14 protein-coding genes are annotated in these 20,330 nt (G+C 39.3%); 1 reads left to right on the plus strand and 13 read right to left on the minus strand.

Annotation, left to right across the window (positions count from 1 at the left end; all coding sequences use genetic code 11):
* Window positions 1-49: 49 nt before the first annotated feature.
* From ABZ559_RS10295 to tig, 12 genes are all read right to left on the minus strand, one after another.
* On the minus strand, window positions 50-1,123 hold the full coding sequence (locus tag ABZ559_RS10295; protein WP_367006289.1) for a serine hydrolase: 1,074 nt from the start codon (window positions 1,121-1,123) through the stop codon (window positions 50-52).
* A gap of 343 nt (window positions 1,124-1,466) precedes the next feature.
* Window positions 1,467-2,072: a superoxide dismutase SodA gene (sodA, locus tag ABZ559_RS10300; protein WP_367006291.1), complete on the minus strand. Its 606-nt coding sequence runs from the start codon at window positions 2,070-2,072 to the stop codon at window positions 1,467-1,469.
* Window positions 2,073-2,159: 87 nt separating this feature from the next.
* A complete protein-coding gene (gene holA / locus ABZ559_RS10305) occupies window positions 2,160-3,197 on the minus strand; it encodes a DNA polymerase III subunit delta (RefSeq protein WP_367006293.1) in 1,038 nt (345 codons plus the stop codon).
* Between the two features lie 505 nt (window positions 3,198-3,702).
* Window positions 3,703-4,389: a gamma-glutamyl-gamma-aminobutyrate hydrolase family protein gene (locus ABZ559_RS10310; RefSeq protein WP_317334657.1), complete on the minus strand. Its 687-nt coding sequence runs from the start codon at window positions 4,387-4,389 to the stop codon at window positions 3,703-3,705.
* A 325-nt stretch (window positions 4,390-4,714) separates the two neighbouring features.
* Window positions 4,715-5,500, minus strand: coding sequence for a DUF4931 domain-containing protein (locus ABZ559_RS10315; protein ID WP_367006294.1), 786 nt, complete (start codon window positions 5,498-5,500; stop codon window positions 4,715-4,717).
* A 109-nt stretch (window positions 5,501-5,609) separates the two neighbouring features.
* Window positions 5,610-6,206: an NADPH-dependent FMN reductase gene (locus ABZ559_RS10320; protein WP_317334660.1), complete on the minus strand. Its 597-nt coding sequence runs from the start codon at window positions 6,204-6,206 to the stop codon at window positions 5,610-5,612.
* A 163-nt stretch (window positions 6,207-6,369) separates the two neighbouring features.
* Complete coding sequence (locus ABZ559_RS10325; RefSeq protein WP_367005659.1) at window positions 6,370-7,392, minus strand: IS30 family transposase; 1,023 nt, start codon at window positions 7,390-7,392, stop codon at window positions 6,370-6,372.
* Window positions 7,393-7,491: 99 nt separating this feature from the next.
* Window positions 7,492-7,920 carry a MarR family transcriptional regulator gene (locus tag ABZ559_RS10330; protein ID WP_018375012.1) on the minus strand — a complete coding sequence of 143 codons (429 nt, stop codon included), beginning with the start codon at window positions 7,918-7,920 and terminating at the stop codon, window positions 7,492-7,494.
* A gap of 398 nt (window positions 7,921-8,318) precedes the next feature.
* Window positions 8,319-11,423 (minus strand): FctA domain-containing protein, encoded by a 3,105-nt coding sequence (locus tag ABZ559_RS10335; protein ID WP_367006297.1) that lies wholly within the window; start codon window positions 11,421-11,423, stop codon window positions 8,319-8,321.
* 415 nt (window positions 11,424-11,838) lie between these two features.
* The gene (locus ABZ559_RS10340) at window positions 11,839-16,236 is read right to left on the minus strand and encodes a PolC-type DNA polymerase III (RefSeq protein ID WP_367006299.1); all 4,398 of its coding nucleotides are present in this window, start codon (window positions 16,234-16,236) and stop codon (window positions 11,839-11,841) included.
* A gap of 375 nt (window positions 16,237-16,611) precedes the next feature.
* On the minus strand, window positions 16,612-17,190 hold the full coding sequence (gene rpoE, locus ABZ559_RS10345; protein ID WP_273415250.1) for a DNA-directed RNA polymerase subunit delta: 579 nt from the start codon (window positions 17,188-17,190) through the stop codon (window positions 16,612-16,614).
* A 205-nt stretch (window positions 17,191-17,395) separates the two neighbouring features.
* Entirely contained in the window at window positions 17,396-18,679 is a 1,284-nt protein-coding gene (gene tig / locus ABZ559_RS10350) for a trigger factor (RefSeq protein WP_367006301.1), read from the minus strand.
* Window positions 18,680-18,829: 150 nt separating this feature from the next.
* Between tig and ABZ559_RS10355 the strand changes: the two genes are divergently transcribed.
* Entirely contained in the window at window positions 18,830-19,672 is an 843-nt protein-coding gene (locus tag ABZ559_RS10355) for a mechanosensitive ion channel family protein (RefSeq protein ID WP_018375518.1), read from the plus strand.
* A 93-nt stretch (window positions 19,673-19,765) separates the two neighbouring features.
* Here ABZ559_RS10355 and ABZ559_RS10360 read toward each other — a convergent pair whose 3' ends face one another.
* The gene (locus ABZ559_RS10360) at window positions 19,766-20,329 is read right to left on the minus strand and encodes a TIGR01440 family protein (protein WP_321058692.1); all 564 of its coding nucleotides are present in this window, start codon (window positions 20,327-20,329) and stop codon (window positions 19,766-19,768) included.
* Between the last annotated feature and the right edge of the window lies 1 nt (window position 20,330).

Below are 20,330 nucleotides of genomic sequence, written 5' to 3' on the forward strand. Positions count from 1 at the left end.
TTCCTCTTACGTCGAAGTAATAAAAGATAAACTAATTGACTATACTACTTTAGGCTAGACCATTTTCATTAACCCGATGCCACTCATTGATAACATAGGTCAGAGCTGCTAGTTGCATATAGCCATAGCCATTGATTTCATCTGATTCCTCGGTAGTTCCTCCAAGATAACGAGTGTAAATAGCAATCAAGTAAGGACTTTCTTCAAAAACCATAGCATCAACATTAAGCGCCTCACGCACATAGCCCGGCTTTTGAACGATACGAATATCTGAAAGGTAGGTTTCATAATATTGTCCAGTAAAGGATTGATCCATGAAGTTAATAATATCAGCATATTTCTCTTGATGATTGTAAAGATACTCCAAAACCTGAATGTAGTAATCCGTTGTCGTCTTATTGTCCTCTTGACGAATGGTCTTGACCTCTCCTTTTGATTGTCCATATTTACCAAACATAGTGTAAGCGGCATCCATACCACCAAGTCGTTCAGCCAAAGCATATGCAGGAGTATTCTCCGAATAAACTAAGGAATACTCTTGCATATCTGGGATTGACATTGCGCCATTAAATTGTCCCACATAGGCATCATGTTCTGGTCTATACTCATAATCTGTCTGAGTAATGTCAAACCGCTCAGTCAAAGACAGCTTTCCCTCATCGACAGCATCTACAACAAGCATATTCAGTGGCAATTTATAGGTACTTCCCGCTGTCATAGGCTGAGTATCATTCATCGAAAATTGATGACCTGTCTTAGGATTCTTATAAGTAAAAGCTACTTGAGACACGTCAATTCCACACTCTGTTAAATAATTTTGGACCACCTCAACTAGACTCAAATGTGCATAATCATAATATAATCCTAGCGAGCTCATTCGTTCCAAATCAGCCTCCATGACGGCTTGCTTATCCACGTCGCTCTTTTTTAACTCTGGTTTATTCGCTGCTTCTTGTTTTGACATTCCTTCCGTTGAAGCTTTCAAAAACGATTGCTTCGTCGAAACGTCAGCTTTTGCTTGTTTTTTCAACTCCTGACTATTTTTGATAAATAGCAGAGCAGCCAATAAAAGTGCCAAAACAGAGAAGCATACCCCTATACATAAGTGTTCTTTCTTTTTCAAATCATTTCTCCCTGCTATCTATTTTATAACATTATTAGAAAAATTCAAGAAAAAATAGTATAGATAATAAATGATTAATAGCAAAAATCTATAATTCCTCATAATATGGATACATTGAAATATTAAAAATTTGATTGATTAACATCCTAATTCTAAAATATTGTTATCATCCATAGCTATAAATTACGTTCTTTCTCATTGTTTTCTAAACAATTATTTTTATCTTAGCAAACTTTTTACACACAAAAAAAAATAGTCCTAGTGCTCTAGTCCTAATCTATCGTTCCATTAGCTGTTTCTAATCAAGTAAAATCAAAAAGAGCAGAAAGTCCTGCTCAATATCTTATTTTGCTGCGGCATAGAGTTCCGCAACTTTATCCCAGTTGATAATTTCAAAGAATGCTTTGATGTAGTTAGGGCGTACATTGCGATAGTTGAGATAATAGGCATGTTCCCAAACATCAAGAGCCAATATTGGTTTTAAACCTTGTGAAATTGGCGTGTCTTGGTTAGCTGTTGAAAGTACTTCAAGTTTGCCTTCTTTATTAACAACAAGCCAAGCCCAACCAGAACCGAAGCGAGTTGTCGCTGCTGCTGTGAAAGCATCTTTGAAGGCAGTAAATGAACCGAAAGCTTCGTTGATAGCTGCTTCAACTTCTGCTGTGACTTCTTTCTTTTCAGGTGAAAGGAGTTCCCAGAAGAGAGCGTGATTAAGATGTCCGCCACCGTTGTTGATAAGAGCTTGACGAATGTCAGCAGGAATTTGTTCAACATTTGCCAAAAGAGCTTCAAGGTCTTCACCGATTTCTGGATGCTTTTCAAGAGCAGCGTTAGCATTTGCCACGTAAGTTGCGTGGTGTTTATCATGATGCAATGTCATCGTTTCTGCATCGATATATGGTTCAAGCGCATCATATGCGTATGGAAGGTCTGGTAAAGTGATTGCCATGAGAGGTTCCTCGTTTCTTTTATTTTTCTTTATTCTACCGTAAAATAGCAGAGCTTTCAAAGAATTTGACTGAAAATAAAAGTGAGCTTAGCTTCTTTCATGTGCAATCTTAAGCAGGGCAATATCAAAAAGATAATCCTTATCAAACTTACCTTGTTTAATGGCATAGTCCGTCTCAATCAAGGTCACGACAGCCTTTTTCAAAAAAGGCAATGATAAGGTTCTAGAATCTCGCAAGGCAAACTTAACCTGATAAGGATTGACCCGCCTTCCCAGATAATCAGAGAGCTCCATTACAATTTGCTGCTCAGATTTACCTTGGCTAGCCAAGTTTTTCACTTGCAAAAAGGTACGAAATTGCCCCAGCATAATAGCAATAAGTTTAATTTCATCCTCGCCTTGCAGACGCAGATCACGCACCAATTCACGCGCACCATCAATCTTTCCTGACAATACAAACTGGGTCAGGTCAAAAATATTATCTTGCAATGTCTTGGGAATAGCTTCGCTGATATCCTGAGAGGTAATATGACCGTCTTTCTTATAGGACTTAAGAAAGGCAATATTGGTCAGGGTATCACTGAAATCAAAATTAGACTTAATCAGCAATTCCTCAAAGGCACCCGTTTCAAAAACCAATCCCTCTTGATGGGCATATTTTTGAAAATACGTTTTCAACTCCGCTTCTTTTAGCTGCCTCGCTTCAAAAACCTTGGCATCACGCTTAAGAAGTTTGACCAGACGACGTTTGCCATCTAATTTGCCAGGAACACAGATGATAAGCCTAGTTGTCTCCACAGGATTTTCCAGATAAGCTTCAAAACGCTTGAGCTCTTTCTCATCCAAAAAAGATTTTTTATCCGTTGTAATGTCAAGCAAATTATCAAAAATCACAACTTTACTATCAGAAAAGAAAGGGAGGCTTTCCAAATCCATCTCAGCCTCCTGATAGGAAGTCTCCGCCATATCAAAGTAAGAATACGTTAAGTCATCCTTGTCAAACCCTATTTTTTTTAAAAGACGTTCTTTCAACTGAGCATACTGCCCCATATCTTCACCAGCTAGCACTGTTAATGGTGAAAGATTATTTTTGTTAATTTTATCAATTTCTTCAATAGTAATCATACTGCTATTATAACATACCTCTTACAGCAGTTTATAAGAAAAGGAGAAAAAGGCCTTGAGTCAAAGTTTCTTTGTATATTTCCCTTAGGTGGTAAGTGGACAGTAGCGACTTCCATCAAAATTCCATACTTAAGTCAAATCTTCCAAATGCCTGAAACCAAGCAGATTCAGGTGTTTTTATCGTATAAAAAACCTTAGTTTAGCGCTCACTTCGCTCGTAAAAACTAATCGTTACTTTTTCTAGTAGAGCCTCCTAGCTAATTTACTGCTAAAACAATTTGTCCACATGATAAGGACTTTTGTCTTTGTCACACCATACGCATGAAAAAATGCATGTATCCATTTTTTAGCTACATGCACTTTTTAGTTTTTCATAAAATTGATATTCTGACAAAGGTAATTCCTCATTTACAATGCCATTTATTCTCATTAAGCTTATCGCATATCCTGACAGCTTGACCTTGAAAAGTTGAAATTTAAAAGAGTAATAATAAAATACCTGAGTTTACAGTTGATGTACCAAAAATTTAAATAAATGTTGACTGCTACGACTTTCCAAAATCAATTCTGGATGCCATTGAATACCCAAAATTGGTGTTCCATGTTTACTTTCGTATGCCTCAATAGTGCCATCTCGCGGATCACGTGCTGTCGCTACTAAGCTAGGTGCTAGTTCTTTCACACTTTGACGATGGATGGAATTGATTCGACTACCAGACTCCACCAAGCGGCTTACCCGACTATTAGGCTTGACTTCTACCTCATGAGCAGTACCTTGGAATTTGCTCTGCCAATGATTGTCAATATTTTGATTGAGCGTACCGCCTAAAGCAACATTAAGCAACTGCATGCCCCGGCAGACAGCAAAGATAGGTTTTCCTTGTGCTAGTGCTTCCCTAACCAGAGCTAGTTCAAACTCATCACGCTCAAGGCAATAATCATCACAATCAACTTCCTTTTCCTCACCATAAAAGCGGGGGTCAACATTTTGACCACCTGATAGGATAAGCTTATCAACCATATTCACATAGACTTTTGCTAAATCAGGAGTTCCAACAGGGATAACGATAGGAACACCTCCAGCTTCCTTAACTCCTTCTGAAAGCTGGCGTGAAACTGCATCAAAATGAATGCCTGACATAGCTGGCATTTCCTTCACATTTCCTGTAATTCCAACAATAATAGGCTTCATCACTGCTTCTCACTTTCTCTTATTTTTATCCCAATTCAGAATATGTCTATTGTAAACTTTTTTTAGCATTTTTTCCAATAGCAATTTTTTATCACGAAGATAAAATGGCTCTATCACCTTAGGTGACATTGCAGAGGTTCAAAATGTTATCGTCAGTTATGACTTCAACGATTGGAAAAACCAGCCCCCGCTTATAACAATTCACTTAATTACTGAGTTCACTTTACTACTTCAGCATAGCCCATAGCTTTCTGAAACGTGATGAACTGCTCTAACAGCCACAAGAGCTACTGGGTAACCCCATACTAAAAACAGTCGATAGCTACTATTTCAGTCCGCTACTATAACGTTTTTTCCATAATTCTTGTAACTGCTGACAAATCTTTTCAAGCTGCTTTAATTGATTAACTTGATGAATGCCATAACCAATCTGATAAGGGGAGACCACAAAACGAGGAGCAATGTGGCAGTAAATGCTGTCTTCAAACTGGTAAAAGAAAAGATTATAGGACTTACACCGACCACCCAGAAAAATAGTCAAAATGTAATCTGAAATGAATTGAACCCCATCAGCTAGTTGGTCTAATTGTGATAAACTGGACACCTTGATGTTAAATTCAGTGAAATCAATCATAGGCTTAGTAGATACAGTGATTTCAGGTTGCTCATTTGTCTCTTGAGTAACTAGTAAGCCCTGAAAATCTTGAATCCTAATTTTTTCCTGACCATCAATATTATCCAATCCAACAATTTGTAGGTGGGGGTGCCTAAGGCTACCTCCAGATAAAGGACCAAAATTACGGTACATAATGACACTGCGAAAACGCCCGCTGGACTGTAAGCTCTGCCATTTTTCAAATGCAAACGAAAAGAGCTGATGATTTTTTTCTAAAGAATAGTTGGAAATATCACCGAGATGATTATAAGACTCAATAATAAGAGTCTGATAGGTTGCCTCCAAGGTCGGGTATTTATTCTCTACCCAAATCATATCTTGACGTTGATCCAAAATTTTGCCTAGATTATCTTGAATACAGAACGGGCAGGTGTCCTTGTTGCTAGGCTTTTGCTCTGCTATATTAGGGTTGAATATTAGTTGTCTATCTGTCATGCTCCTATTATACGACCACATCACAAAATGTCAATAAAGAAAACGCTTGACTAGTGTCAAACGTTCTCCGAAAATTTTTAAATTTGGTAGGCTATTAATAGATATGTTCTTAGTTTATTGCAGCAAGGACAGCTTCAGCTTGTTTTGTAAGCTGTTCAAGAACTTCCTCAGTTGCCACAAACTTGCCATCTGCCCATGCGGAATCATTTACTTTTGATGTTGTGATTTCATCAACAAAAGTTGTACGGATAAACGGTAACAAATTACGGTAGATTTCGGCTGCTTGTTCATGCCCACCATTAGCAACAAGAGAAACCGTTGTTACTTTTTCGTTAATAGCTGACACACCAGTTGTATCTGAAAGGTCAACCGCACGACTCAGCCAGTCAAGCAAGTTTTTCACTGAACCTGGGATTGAAAAGTTATAAACTGGTGAGAAAATCCAGATTGCATCTGCTGCCGCTACGGCATCACGTACAGCTTGAACCTCTGGCAATACCGGAGTTTCAAGATCTTGGCTGAACATCGGAACATTTTTCCAGTCAAGGTAAGAAACGTTTGCTTTACCCTCAAGAGCTTTCTCAGCGTTTTGCGCTAATTGGTGATTAAATGATCCTTCACGAAGTGATCCAACGATAAATAAGATATTTTTCATGTCTTTTTCCTCTTTTTGAAATAAATTTTTTAAAGTGTCTAAGATTGTCATCTCGGCTCCTTTTAACTACTAATTAGTAGTTTTTATTACTATGTAGTAATTATAACCCTAAGAAAATCTTTTGTAAAGTTTTTTGCTCACAAAAGATTAATTTTTTACCCCCCACTTGTCAAGTCAAGTGCAACAAGTTCATTGATAACTAGAGTTCCAGAGGTTAAGCTGTTTGGGCTAGCCCAAACAAAATATTTGCGGTTTTATACTTGTGAATTCGTCTAGGTCTGTCATTGATAGCAGAGACGTAGTGATTGAGTTCTTCTGTCGTTAGTGAGTTAAGAGAGACACCTTTTGGGAGAAACTCTCTCAAGAGACCATTGAAATTTTCATTTGTTCCTCTTTCATGAGAAGCATAAGGATGGGCAAAATAGACTTCCACACCTTTTAAGTCTGACAAGTTACTGAACTCTGAGCCGTTGTCCGATGTGATAGAGCGAATAGGGTACTGTGATAGTAAGCTCTTAACAGCCCTATTGATGGTTTCTGCTTGTTTATTAGCCAGTTTTACAGCGATGGCAAATCGTGTTTGACGCTCTACTAGGGTCATGACAACAGCTTCCCCTCTGGTCTTCTTGCCAAGCATGAGATCAATCTCCCAATGCCCAAATTCAGAACGGTCATTGATACACTCTGGACGTTCTTCAATGGATTTTCCTAAGATTATCTTCGTGGCCTTAGGCGTTACTTTAGACCGTTTTCGGATGCTTACCATCTTAGGTAAATCAATCGGTTTAACCCTCAACAGTCCGTCTTTGATGTAACGATACACTGTCTTGGTGGAAGGGATAACTTCCAGTGGATGTTTTTCTCGGTAAGTTTGAACAAAGCTATCGACACTGTGACAGCGAGGTTTCGTTTTCAGGGCTTTCTCAAGTTCCTTGAAGAAGGTCTGGGAGCAGTACGATAGTTTATGATAGGCACTTTTTCGACGATTGGTTTCATAAACACGTTGACCACTATCTGGAAAGTAAACCGTTGAGTAGATTCGTTTCCCGTTCTTATCTTGAACCTGAGAAACACTTCCTCGTTTGATTTCACGACTGATGGTTGAGCGATGACGCCCAAGCAGACGAGCAATCTCAGAGGGGTTTTTGCCCATCTTGAGATAGGCGCTGATTTCTCCGCGTTCAGAGGCTGAAAGGTGTGAATATAACGATTTTTTGGTAGAATGATTAGTGGACATGTTCATCTGCTTTCTATACTGAGTTGGGGAATTCTAGTATATCAGACGAGCATGTCTTTTTTGTTGCACTTCATTTTACAACGCGGGTTAATTTTTTACCTAGGAATTTTTAAATTTTTTAAGAAGCTCAATCAATTGTTCTTGTTCTTCTTCTGTTAAAACAGAAAAAGTCTCTTCAACAGCTACAATATGAGCTGGCAAGGCCTTCTGAATTAAGTCACGCCCAGCCTCAGTCAAAGTCACCAGATAGGCACGTTTATCTGTAGGACAGGTCGTGCGAGTTACCCAACCGTTTTTTTCCATATTTTTAATAACAACTGTCATATTACCAGAAGTTGCCAACATGCTATCAATGAGCTCTCCAATTTTCATCGCTCCCCCCTTGGCAAATAACACATCCAGCACACCGAATTGTGTAGGTGTCAATCCAAATTCCCTAAAAGACTCCGAAACCTTTGCATCAATAGTTCGAAAAGCCTTGCGCATGACTACCATAGACTTAACTGCTGCATTTTTGAATTGAGTCATAATATTTCCTTTCTTTCGAACTCGTTGATTTAATTTTAACACTAGTTAGTAGTTTTGACAAATTTTAGGGAATAAAACACAACGCTTTAAGGGAGTTATTGAAAAAACATTTATTATATCACGAATAAATAAATGAAGTGCTATCGAAACTAGACTACCCCAATCTGTATTGCCTATCGTGTCATTCCAAATAATAGTTGCACCCTCCTGCATATAGCGCTTATAGATGACATTATCACTAAATGTATTCCCGTTTTCTATATCACTGTCTGTTGCCCTAGCACTTATTAAAGCTATCGAAGGAACAACTACTGTGTTACTTCCACTTTGGTGGTATAAACAAAAGAAAAGAGAGAACAATCTCGTTCTCCCTTTCACGTCATCTCAAACACTTATGATTAAGCGTTTTTAGATCTGCGATAGTATACCACTGCTGCTACAAGAACAATAACTCCTAAAACAGTCGCTACAAGTCCACCTTTTTCACCTGTCGATGGAAGACCTGGTTTTTTAGGTTTGCTAGTAGTAGTTGTTTCTGGTTGGTTTGGTTTCTCACCTGTAGTAGTTGTTGTGGTTGGCTCTTCTGAAGTAGTCGTGGTGGTTGGCTCTTCTGAAGTAGTTGTGGTTGTTGCTTCTTCTGAAGTAGTCGTGGTTGTTGGCTCTTCTGAAGTAGTTGTGGTAGTTGCTTCTTCTGAAGTAGTTGTGGTTGTTGTTGCTTCTTCTGAAGTAGTCGTGGTGGTTGGCTCTTCTGAAGTAGTTGTTGTTGTTGCTTCTTCTGAAGTAGTCGTGGTTGTTGGCTCTTCTGAAGTAGTTGTGGTTGTTGCTTCTTCTGAAGTAGTCGTGGTTGTTGGCTCTTCTGAAGTAGTCGTGGTGGTTGGCTCTTCTGAAGTAGTTGTGGTTGTTGTTGCTTCTTCTGAAGTAGTTGTTGTGGTTGGCTCTTCTGAAGTAGTCGTGGTGGTTGGCTCTTCTGAAGTAGTTGTGGTTGTTGTTGCTTCTTCTGAAGTAGTTGTGGTTGTTGTTGCTTCTTCTGAAGTAGTTGTTGGGGTTGGCTCTTCTGAAGTAGTTGTGGTAGTCGTAGTCGTTTCTTCAGTTGTAGTTGTTGTGGTTGGCTCTTCGTAATTATTCTCAAACGACTTTTTATCATCCTTATAAGAAACTGTCGCTACAAGATTACCTTTGCCATCATCTTCAACTTTCACTGTAACGGTCAATTTAGATTTATCGTAGGTAATAGTTGAATCTATTCCTTCAACTTCTTCAATAGTATAATTGTAAGTTCCTGCTTTCTTATATTCGATGACATCAAAGACAACTTTACCATCAGCAGTATTCTTAGCAGTTTTTACATTTCCATCTTCATCAGTTAATGTAAATTCAAACTCATCTGCTTGAAGTCCTGTTGGACGATTTCCAGTAAGCAATTTAGTAACTTCAATTTGTGCAGTAGTAGGTTGTACACTATAAATATTTGTTACACTAAGGTCATCGGTTTGTTTTGCACTATAACCATCAACTGTTGTAATAACATTACCATCCTTATCAACCTCTTTAACGCTGTATGTATATTTCACACCGTTTGAATCAGTAGCAGGAAGTTCTGTCCACTCTACACTAGTTTCATCATCAGTTGTAGAAATTTCTTTCAATTCAGTACCCGATACTTCTTCAGTTGTTCCTTCCAAAGTACGATATAGTTTGAAGTAAACCGTTGGACGAGAATCCTTTTTACCGCCATCCCAAACTTTTTTAGCTGTTACTGTCGTTTTAGGAACTTCATAAGTGTTTGTTACAGCTGTCTGGTCTGCGTTGTAAGAAACAGTGTACTCCTTATCCTGACCAAGTTGAATTTTATCTCCTTCGTTCAAAGGAAGGCTTGTACTATCCTCAAGTTCACGTACAGAGTAGACTAATTCAGTCACACCATCGGTATCGTACTTAGGCAATTGATTTGCCCAAACATAGGTATAGATACCATTGCTTTCAGTTACTTCTGGTCTATAGGTTGCACCGACTGGTTTTGCTGCAGAGATGTCTTCACCAGCTTTACGTACATAAAGACCAAGGCTAACTTGCTTGTGATCCGCAGTTTGTCCACCAGACCAAGTTTTTGTTGCTTGAAAATCAACTGTTTCTCGCTTATTAGAGATGCTCACTGGTACAGCTTCGCCAGTCATTTCAACTTCAAATTCATCACTACTTAAAACATAACCTGCTTTAGGAGTCTTTTCTTTGACAATGTATTTCCCGTTAGAAAGCACTGGTGAAATGGCAATACCATTCTCATCTGTTTTTACGGTATAGACTTCTGAAGGATTGTCTTTGTTGATGATATCAAATTCAACATCACTCAGTTTTACAGTAGCATCAGCTTCATCGTATTTAGTGATTTTAATCTTACCTGCAAGGTCAACAGAGACCGATGCTCCTACTTGTTGAAGAGCTTTAACACTTATGGATTGTGTTGTTTCTGTGCGTTCTTTTCCGTCCCATGATTTCCAATTTGGGCGCGCTTCGCCATTAATAGTGATTCCGCTTGAGTTGACAACTTGTGTATCATCACCTGGATTTGTCGTCTTGTAAGCTAATCTAAAAGCTTTTGTCCCTGTATTGGTAGGTAAAAGAAGTTCAAAACTTGTTCCACCATTTTTTAAACTTAAAAGTGCATAGTTATCAGAGTCAGCCTTATAAACTGCAGAATCAGTCGTGATTTTATACTCTTTTAACCAGCTGACAACATCTGCCTTTGAAGTGTCTGTCGTTTCATAAGTTACTTCTCTGAGTTCAAAACTATCTTCAATGTAGGTTGACAGAGAACCTGCACTTGTATCAATAGAGTCTCCAACTTTGACGACTTTACCTGTCAGGTCTTCACCACCACGGTTTACACGTACCCACCAGTTGATATCTTTAGAAGTTCCGGTAGACCAGCCACCCTTGTAGACAACTTCACCTTCAACCGAAACTGCATCAGCGTCGTTATATGGTTTAAAGGTAATGGTCTGAGTTCCACCAGGTAAAATGTAGGTAACAGTATTTTCGACTCCCGTAATGACTGCATTTGATGAGGCATTAAAGTCCCCCTTGACATTTTGCTTGTCTTCAACTTTATCATTGAAGGTGAAAGTCAAAACACCAGTAGCATTATCTGCCACAACCTTACCAAGGACTTCTCCGCTATTAGTATCCTTTAGATCAAACTCTGATTGTACAAGGGTTAAACCATCTGGAACCTTAATTGTGAAGTAATCACCACCCTTGATATCTCCAGCTCCCAATGTCGGAAATGAAAACTCTCCTGTATACAGGACTTCTTTGGTCATACTTCCCTTGCCATGCCAAAAGACATCTGACGCTTCTCCGGTCGAACTGTCTTTAATTTTGACATTGGATAAAACTACCTTATCGGTGATATCCGCAGCCTTTACTTCGTTTGCTGAAACAAATATTGAAAAGGCTATGAACGGAAGCATTAGTAGACCTAACACTTTCTTTAAGTTTTTCATAAAAATCAATTTTTCCTTTCTGAATTATTAAGCCAACAGTGAAATAGTGCATCCATCATTTGTAATAAGCAACACTCCTTTCAAAAAGTGAAAACGCCATCAGTTTGAGTGTTTTTTCTCTACTCCATAAGCTTACTTCACAGTATACTCCATTGTTTATAATTTGAGGCTGAGTTTGTTGACAATCAGATTCATTTTGCTGTGTGTTTAACATATTTTATTGTATCATATCCCCGTCTTATCGAATATACCAATACTATTCTACCCCCCCCCCCCGATCCATTTGTCAAGCGCTTTTGAGCACTTTTTTAGGAAAAATCATTGTATTTAACCTGTCAAATAGGGGGGAATAAAGCCATCAGTTTGCAGTTTTTTTCTCAAAAGCAACTCAGTTGCTAGAACAGGTTAAAGACATTTAAAAGAAATCATCAAAGAGGCTAAGCTGATTGTCTTCTGGCATATTACCTAGAATGCCCATTTCGTCCATTTTATCAACAAGAGTTGCGGAAACTCCGCCTCGTTTACGGAGTTCCATCTTAGAGAGAAATTCCCCTGCTTCACGCGCTGCGACAATTTGTTTTGCAACGTTTTCACCAAGGCCATCCATAGCCACAAATGGGGGCACTAACGTATCACCGTCAATGAAGAACTCAGTTGCCTTGCTGCGGTAGAGATCAAGTTTCCCAAATTTAAAGCCTCGTTCCAACATTTCATTGACAATCTCCAGTGTTGTGAAGAGGTCATTTTCAACGTTGCTAGCCTCGTTGCGCTGCCTTTTTTCCATAATATCCTTCATACGAGCCTTGACAGCATCCAAACCCGCACTCATGGTTTTGAGTTCAAAGGCTTTCGCACGGATTGAGAAATAAGCACAATAATAATAAAGTGGGTGGTGTACCTTAAAGTAGGCAACGCGTAACGCCATGAGTACATAAGCTGCCGCATGGGCTTTAGGGAACATGTACTTGATTTTTCCACAAGATTCAATGTACCAGTCGGGCACATTATTTTCTCGCATAGCCTGAATGTAGCCGTTGCGCTCCTCATCAGAGATTTTTAGCCAAGCTCCTTTACGCACACGCTCCATGATGGTAAAGGCCATTTTAGGCTCAAGACCTGCGTGCATGAGGTAAACCATAATATCATCACGACAACCAATAACGGTTTTCAAGGTGGCAATGCCTTCTTTAATCAAATCTTGGGCATTTCCCAGCCAAACGTCCGTACCATGTGAAAGTCCAGACAGTTGCAGAAGCTCAGCAAAGGTCGTTGGATGAGTCTCTTCAACCATTCCGCGAACGAAGTTGGTTCCAAACTCAGGAATTCCCAACATCCCAGTAGGTGTTCCAATCTGTTCGGGCGTCACTCCCAACACTTCTGTCCCTGAGAACAAAGCCATGACATCTGGGTCATCAGCTGGAATATCTTTGGGATCAATACCTGACAAATCTTGCAGCTTACGAATCATAGTTGGATCATCATGCCCAAGAACATCGAGCTTCAAGACATTTTCATCAATATCGTGAAAGTTAAAGTGAGTGGTCTGCCATTCAGCTGTATTATCATCGGCTGGATATTGAACAGGAGTAAAGTCATAGACGTCCATGTAATTAGGAATAACAACAATCCCCCCTGGGTGCTGCCCCGTCGTTCGCTTGACTCCAGCAGCTCCCATGGCTAGACGCTCTACTTCTGCATCTTGATAGAATTTTCCGTAATCGCGTTCATAGCCTTTCACAAAACCAAAAGCGGTTTTTTCTGCAACGGTACCTACGGTACCAGCACGAAAAGCGTATTGTTCCCCAAAAATATCACGCACATCCAAGTGGGCTGAGGGTTGGTCATCCCCTGAGAAGTTCAAGTCAATATCAGGTACCTTATCTCCATCAAAACCAAGGAAAGTCTCAAATGGAATGTCCTGACCATCTTTCTTGTAGCGCGTGCCACACTTGGGGCAAAACTTGTCTGGCAAATCATAACCTGAACCAACCGAACCATCTGTGATAAATTCACTGTGCTGACAAGAGGGGCAGACATAGTGGGGCGATAAAGGATTAACCTCTGTAATTCCAATCATGGTCGCTACGAAACTTGAACCAACCGAACCACGTGAACCTACCAAGTACCCACGCGCATTGGAGCGGTGTACCAGCATTTGTGACGCTAAATAAATCACGGCGAAACCATTACCCAAAATAGAAGTCAGCTCCTTTTCAATCCGCAAATCAACAAGGTCAGGCAGAGGATTTCCGTAGATCTCAAAAGCCTTCTGATAAGTCATCTCAGCGACCTTTTCTTCAGATTTATCAATAAACGGTGTGTAAAGGTCTTTCTTGACCACTTCAACCTCTTCAATACGGTCAGCAAAGTCTTGAGTATTGGTCACAACGATTTCGTAAGCCAGTTCCTCACCCAAAAAAGCAAATTCGTCCAGCATTTCATTAGTCGTGCGGAAATGTGCCTTAGGAAGTGGGGCAGGCTGAGCATTTTCACCACGTCCAATAGGGCGATTAATCATGGCACCTTGACCAAGGCTTCGCACAATGATTTCACGGTAAATTTCTTGCTCTGGTTCCAAATAGTGTACATTACCAGTCGCAAGTACTGGTTTGTCTAACCTACGTCCAACCTCAATCAAATCACGAATGACCTGGCGAATACCTTCCTCATCCTTGATGGTTCCTTGAGCCAATAACGGAGCATATATGGCAGGAGGCATGACTTCAATGAAATCATAGTATTTGGCAACTTCTACCGCTGCTGGGACACCTGACGATAGTACAGCATCAAAAACTTCACCATCTGAGCAGGCTGTCCCCAAAAGTAGGCCCTCACGGTACTTATCCAAGATTGTTCTTGGGATACGTGCCACTCCTTCGAAGTACTTGACATTAGACAGGCTAACTAATTTGAATATATTTTTCAATCCTGTCTGGTTTTGCACATAGATGGTGGCATGTTTGACACGCGCTTTTTTGTAAGAATCTTCTGCTACCAGCTTGGTGTTGAGTTCGTTCAGATTAGTCAGGTTGCGATTTTCACGCGCTTCTTTTAAGAAGATAAAGAGCAGGCGACCTGTCGCTTCAGCATCATAGTTGGCCATGTGGTGATGGTCAAGCGAAACCTGGAAACGTTTTGTCAAGGGACCAAGACCATGACGTTTGTATTCAGGATAGAGGTTACGGGCAAATTCCAAGGTATCAATAACAGGCTGAGTAATTAAAGGTAAACCATGACGCTCATAGTTTGCATTCATGAAACCAACGTCAAAGGTGGCATTGTGGGCAACTAGCACTGTGTCTTGACAAAACGCTTGAAATTCTTGTAAAACCTGTAAAATCGGCTTAGAGCCACGTACATGATTGTCTGTAATCCCTGTCAACTCTGTCGTAAAAGCAGATAAAGGATAACCTGGATCGATGAATTCGTCAAACTGCTCAACAATGTTTCCCTTGTACATTTTAGAAGCTGCAATTTGAATCAGGTCATTATTAACAGCAGAAAGTCCTGTTGTTTCAACGTCAAAGACCACATAAGTTGCTTCGTTGAGATCCATGTCAATAGGATTATAAGCGATTGGAACCTTATCTTCTACAATATTTGCTTCTAAACCAAAAATAGGTTTTATACCTTTTTTACGAGCAGCATGATATCCATGTGGAAAGCTCTGCACATTGCCATGGTCAGTGATAGCTACCGCCTTATGCCCCCACTTAGCAGCTGTTGCAACCAGATCCTCTACTGTTGGCAAGGCATCCATTGTAGACATGTTGGTGTGAGCATGAAATTCGACCCGTTTTTGTCCCTCTGGCATGAGGTCCTTGCGTTCATGATGGACAATTTCTTTCACATCTTGAACATTCATCGTCAGAGCTTTGGTGAATTGATTATTTTCAATATTTCCACGTACCCGTAACCAAGCACCCTTGGAAATCATATCATACTTTTTAAGCTCATCGTCGTCCTTAGCCCACTTTTGCATAGCAAAACTAGATGTGTAGTCAGTCATCTTAAAATTGATAATATGACGACCTGTTCGCGTTGTCTTACGTTCGACATTGAAAACCATACCTTCAAAAACAATGCGATTTTCTTCAGTAGTAATTTCAACCATCGGTGTAATTTCTGCCTTCTCAAAACCTGCTTGACGCTGTTTTGCACGTTCCTTAAAGTCAAATTGTGGCTTAGGTGCTATTTCTTCTGCTGGTGGCATAGATGCCTCTAGAGACTTAACAGCTTCCATATTTTCCTGCACCGCTTTCTCCACCAAAGCCTCACGAGAAGTCTCAAATTCCGACTTAAGCTCTTGCGTCATAACCTCATCTGACACCATGTCAAAGGTCACTTTACCAAAACCGAAGTGTTCAAATTGCTTCTCAAGATGAGGAAGGTGATTTTTACGAAAATGCTCATTATTGACAAATGCTGGCGCTGAAATGGCAATTTTTTGACCATCATAAGATACCTTCAGTTTACTAAAGGAAGCTTTAAAACTGGCGCTGTTACAAAGTGGTAGTTCAAAAGCTTCACGATAGTAAGCAGAAATCAATTCATCAGAAAAATCAATATGTTCAGCTTTAATATCAAAGGTTGCCTTAATATCAGCTTTTTCAAAAGTGTTCACCAAGCGCATCTGCAACTCACGGTAATAGTCAATAGGTAAAATCTCTGCAAAAGAAAAATGAAACTCCCATAAGCGTGATATTGAATGAACCTTAACCTCAATAATATCAGCAGATGAAAAAGCACTTGAATTCTTTATCTCAAGTGGCATTTCTATCTGGTCCATGAGTTTCTTAAACAAGTCTGACATAAATTAAGTTACCTCTTTGTACTCAAATAATCTGGTGGTCCCTGGTTTTTAAAGAACTCTAAAGTCCGTAATAGGTTATACTCTCCAAAAATCATCCCATCTGGTCAAGTCGTCTTGGTGGCTTGTATTATTCTGTGAAAATTTAGCAAAAAATGAAAAGTGTCATCTATCTAGTACTCATTTTTCACTGAAAGCTAAACCATTTTAACTTTCAGTGAATAAAAGCTTCAGAGTTCAATAAACTACCCTATGATTTTCAACAAGTCGTATTTTAATCTAGTGATGATTACTATTTATTTTACCATAAGCTAAGCTATTTTTCGAGACAAAAGAGCACCTCGCTATCTAGCAAGGTACTCTTTTCACTGAGCAAAACTACTCGTCTTCCTCTATAAACTCATCTTCTTCGTCATCTTCTTCGTTGATATCCACTTCTTCGTCAAAGTCATCATCAGGAATGATTTCACTTAATTCAGAATCATAAGATTCAACTTCTGATTTTTCATCGTCCGGATCTTCATCATCATATTCTAGATCAGTTCCTTTACGATCAAAATCTTCATCTTCTGGATCATCATCACTATAATCAATGGCGTCCTCATCTCCATCCATGAAGGCATTGACGCGTTTGTTTTTACGTTTTGGCGCTCCTTCTTCATCCTCCTCAAGAGTGATGATTTCTTCATCGATTTCATCAATAGCATACCAAGAGCGAAGTCCCCATTTGTTTTCACCAAGTGGGATAAAACTTCCATCAGTATTTAAATCTGCGTAGAAAAATGGCAGAGCTTCACGAATGTCTGCATCAGATTTTTCCAGATAAATCTGAATTTCATTCACAAGATCACTGAAATACATCTCATGATCACGACCACGCTCTTCCAAAATGGCACGGGCAACCTCTATCAATGAAAGTTCACTTTTTTCTTGTCCAGCAAATACTTCTAATTCCAAGACAGTTCTCCTTATCCTATTCGGCCAGGGCAAAATGCCCACAATAGTCCGATTGTCTATAAATATCGTTCCTTACTATTTTACGCTAAAATCCAGCATTCGTCAAAAGATTTATAGAAAAAGTCAGGTTTCAGAGCGAGACCTGACTTTAAAATTATTTTCTGTTAGTCATACCAGTATAGTTTGGTTGATTAGAAAATTATTTTTATTTAACTTTAGCTGTACCTGTGATTGCTTCAACTGCTTTTTTCATAGCAATATCATGTTTGAGCATGTCAGCTGAAAGAAGAGAACGGACTTGTTGAACTTCCATATTATACTCAGAAGCAAGTTCGTTAATTTCTTTTTCGATTTCTTCTTCGCTCGCTTCAAAACCTTCTGCTTTAGCGATTGCTTCGATGACAAGGTTAGTTTTCACGCGTTTGTCAGCATCAGCTTCATATTGTGCATGAAGATCTTCCTCAGTAGTACCTGTCAATTGGAAGTACATTTCTGGTGAAATACCTTGACGTTGCATGTTGCCCATAAATTCGTTCATAGCACGGTGAACTTCGTCATGTACCATTTCTTCTGGCAATTCAACGATTTCAGCATTAGCAACTGCCAATTCAAGTGCAGCACCTTCTACAGCATCATCGTATGCAATTTCTTTAGCTGCTTCAAGTTCTTTACGGTATTTTGCTTTCAATTCGTCAAGAGTTTCAACTTCTTCGTCAATGTCTTTAGCTAATTCGTCATCAAGAGCTGGAACTTCTTTAGCTTTAACTTCGTGAACAGTTGTTACGAATTTAGCATCCTTACCAGCAAGGTCTTCTGCCTGATAATTTTCTGGGAATGTTACGTTAACTTCCACAGTATCGCCGGCTTTTGAACCAACCAACTGTTCTTCAAAACCAGGAATGAATTGACCTGAACCAAGTTCAAGAGAGAAGTTATCACCTTTACCACCGTCAAATTCTACACCATCAACTGACCCTACGAAGTCAATAACAACAGTGTCACCTTCTGCAGCTGCGTCTTCCTTAATAACCAACTCTGCAAGATTGTTACGTTCACGCTCAACCTTAGCATCCACTTCTTCATCGGTAACTTCCTTGGTAACTTCAACTGATACCTCAAGGTTTTTGTAGTCACCAAGTTTTACTTCAGGTTTTGTAACAACTTCAGCAGTCAAAGCCCATTCTTGACCTTTTTCCATAGAAACAACGTCAATTTTTGGTTGTGCAACAACATCAAGACTAAGCTCTGCAACAGCAGCTTCATAAGCGTCTGGCAAGATAGCGTTTAAAGCATCTTCGTAAAGCGCTTCTTCCCCATATTTTTGATTAAATACAGCACGTGGCATGTGTCCTTTGCGGAAACCTGGAGCATTCAAATCTTTCTTAATTTTATTGAACGCTTGATCAAGAGCTGGTTTGATTTTATCTTGAGCAATTGTGAATGTAATCACGCCACGATTTGTAGCTTTGTTTTCAAATGATACAGACATGAAGTCATTTCTCCTCTTAAAATTTTATATACAGTTTAGTTTACCATATTTCAAGGTCTTTTAAAAGTTTTTTATGTAAAAAAACATTCTGTTTTACCATCTTTCTGAAAAATACTTGCTTGATGGACTGATTTTTAATAAACTATTTCTATGAAAATTATTACAAAATATATTGAGCAATTACAGATTGAACAAATTGCCGTTGAACTTCTATCTAAAGTTGTTTCTCTGATACTACTCCTTATCTTTTTTACTCTGGTCAAGCGATTATTAGACTATCTTTTTGATAAAACCATTATCAAGTCTATCAAACTTTATCGTCAATCCGAAGCACGCCAGAAAACCATTGCCAAATTGCTCCATAACATCATGAATTATACCCTTTATTTCTTCTTGATTTACTGGATTTTAAGCATTCTGGGTGTTCCAATTTCTAGCCTTTTAGCTGGTGCCGGTTTAGCTGGTGTTGCCATTGGACTTGGTGCACAAGGTTTCTTGACAGATGTCGTCAATGGTTTTTTTATCCTTTTAGAAAATCAATTTGAAGTTGGAGATTCTGTCGTTATCGGTCTGGTTGAGGGGAATATTTCTAGTGTTGGCATTAGAACAACACAAGTACGTGGCTTTGATGGTACTTTACATTTCATTCCAAACCGTAATATCACAGTCGTTAGTAATAAATCTCGCGGAGATATGCGTGCTCAAATTGATATTCCTATTTACGCACATACTGATCTTGATAAAATGATGGTGGTCATAAAAACAGTGAACAAAGACCATTTAGAAGATTTTCCAGAAATTGTAGGTAGCCCAAACGTGCTTGGTCCACAAACCCTAAAAACAGGTCAATTGGTTTTTCGTATTGATATTTTTGTGCAAAATGGCAACCAAAGTAAAGTCTATTCCCAATTTTATCAGCTTTATCAAGAAGCACTTATTTCAAGTGGTATCCATTTACCAACAATCAATACAAACCCAATAACAAAGCTCTGATGATAAACCAGAGCTTTTTTCGTATCTTAAGAACCTGTATTCTGCAAGGGACATTTCCCATCAGCAACTAATTTCTAAATTTAATTATAGATATCAGAATTTACGGATGGGATCAGCGGCATAAGTCGCACGGACACCACCAATTAATTTTGGTCGGCTAGCTAGAGCAGTGACGTGCGCTCCTCCAAGCTGACGTTGAATGGGAACCAGCGGTACTTGAACACGTTTGATATGCATGCCAATGCTAGTATCACCGATATCCAGACCCGCCTGCGCCACAATTTCTTCAACCTCAACAGGGTCTTTCATGTATTTAAAAGCGGCAACTTGACCACTACCACCAGCATGTAAGTTAGGAAGGACGTTAACAATCTCTAAATCTTTTTCCTCGGCTAAGTCTCGCTCAACAGCTAGAGCACGATTGAGATGCTCACACCCCTGCACCGCTAGATAAATACCTCGATTACTCAACTCATCCAGAATAGTCTTAACAATTACTTCACCAATTTCTGTGCTACTATTTTTTCCAATCAGGCCGCCGGCGACCTCACTACTGGAGAGACCTAGAACAAAAATCTGTCCTTTTTTAATAGCAGAGCGTTCAATGATATCGACAAGAATAGCACGTGTCTGTGTTTCTAATGATTGTAAGTCCATC

The organism is Streptococcus sp. ZY19097 (genome assembly GCF_040731245.1).
GTDB lineage: Bacteria > Bacillota > Bacilli > Lactobacillales > Streptococcaceae > Streptococcus > Streptococcus orisratti.

Coding starts and splice junctions, on each gene's coding strand:
- sodA (WP_367006291.1), bottom strand. CDS start 2,072: ATGGCAATCACTTTACCAGACCTTCCATACGCATATGATGCGCTTGAA.
- ABZ559_RS10340 (WP_367006299.1), bottom strand. CDS start 16,236: ATGTCAGACTTGTTTAAGAAACTCATGGACCAGATAGAAATGCCACTT.
- ABZ559_RS10320 (WP_317334660.1), bottom strand. CDS start 6,206: ATGACAATCTTAGACACTTTAAAAAATTTATTTCAAAAAGAGGAAAAA.
- ABZ559_RS10325 (WP_367005659.1), bottom strand. CDS start 7,392: ATGTCCACTAATCATTCTACCAAAAAATCGTTATATTCACACCTTTCA.
- ABZ559_RS10335 (WP_367006297.1), bottom strand. CDS start 11,423: ATGAAAAACTTAAAGAAAGTGTTAGGTCTACTAATGCTTCCGTTCATA.
- ABZ559_RS10310 (WP_317334657.1), bottom strand. CDS start 4,389: ATGAAGCCTATTATTGTTGGAATTACAGGAAATGTGAAGGAAATGCCA.
- ABZ559_RS10330 (WP_018375012.1), bottom strand. CDS start 7,920: ATGACTCAATTCAAAAATGCAGCAGTTAAGTCTATGGTAGTCATGCGC.
- ABZ559_RS10315 (WP_367006294.1), bottom strand. CDS start 5,500: ATGACAGATAGACAACTAATATTCAACCCTAATATAGCAGAGCAAAAG.
- tig (WP_367006301.1), bottom strand. CDS start 18,679: ATGTCTGTATCATTTGAAAACAAAGCTACAAATCGTGGCGTGATTACA.
- ABZ559_RS10360 (WP_321058692.1), bottom strand. CDS start 20,329: ATGGACTTACAATCATTAGAAACACAGACACGTGCTATTCTTGTCGAT.
- ABZ559_RS10355 (WP_018375518.1), top strand. CDS start 18,830: ATGAAAATTATTACAAAATATATTGAGCAATTACAGATTGAACAAATT.
- holA (WP_367006293.1), bottom strand. CDS start 3,197: ATGATTACTATTGAAGAAATTGATAAAATTAACAAAAATAATCTTTCA.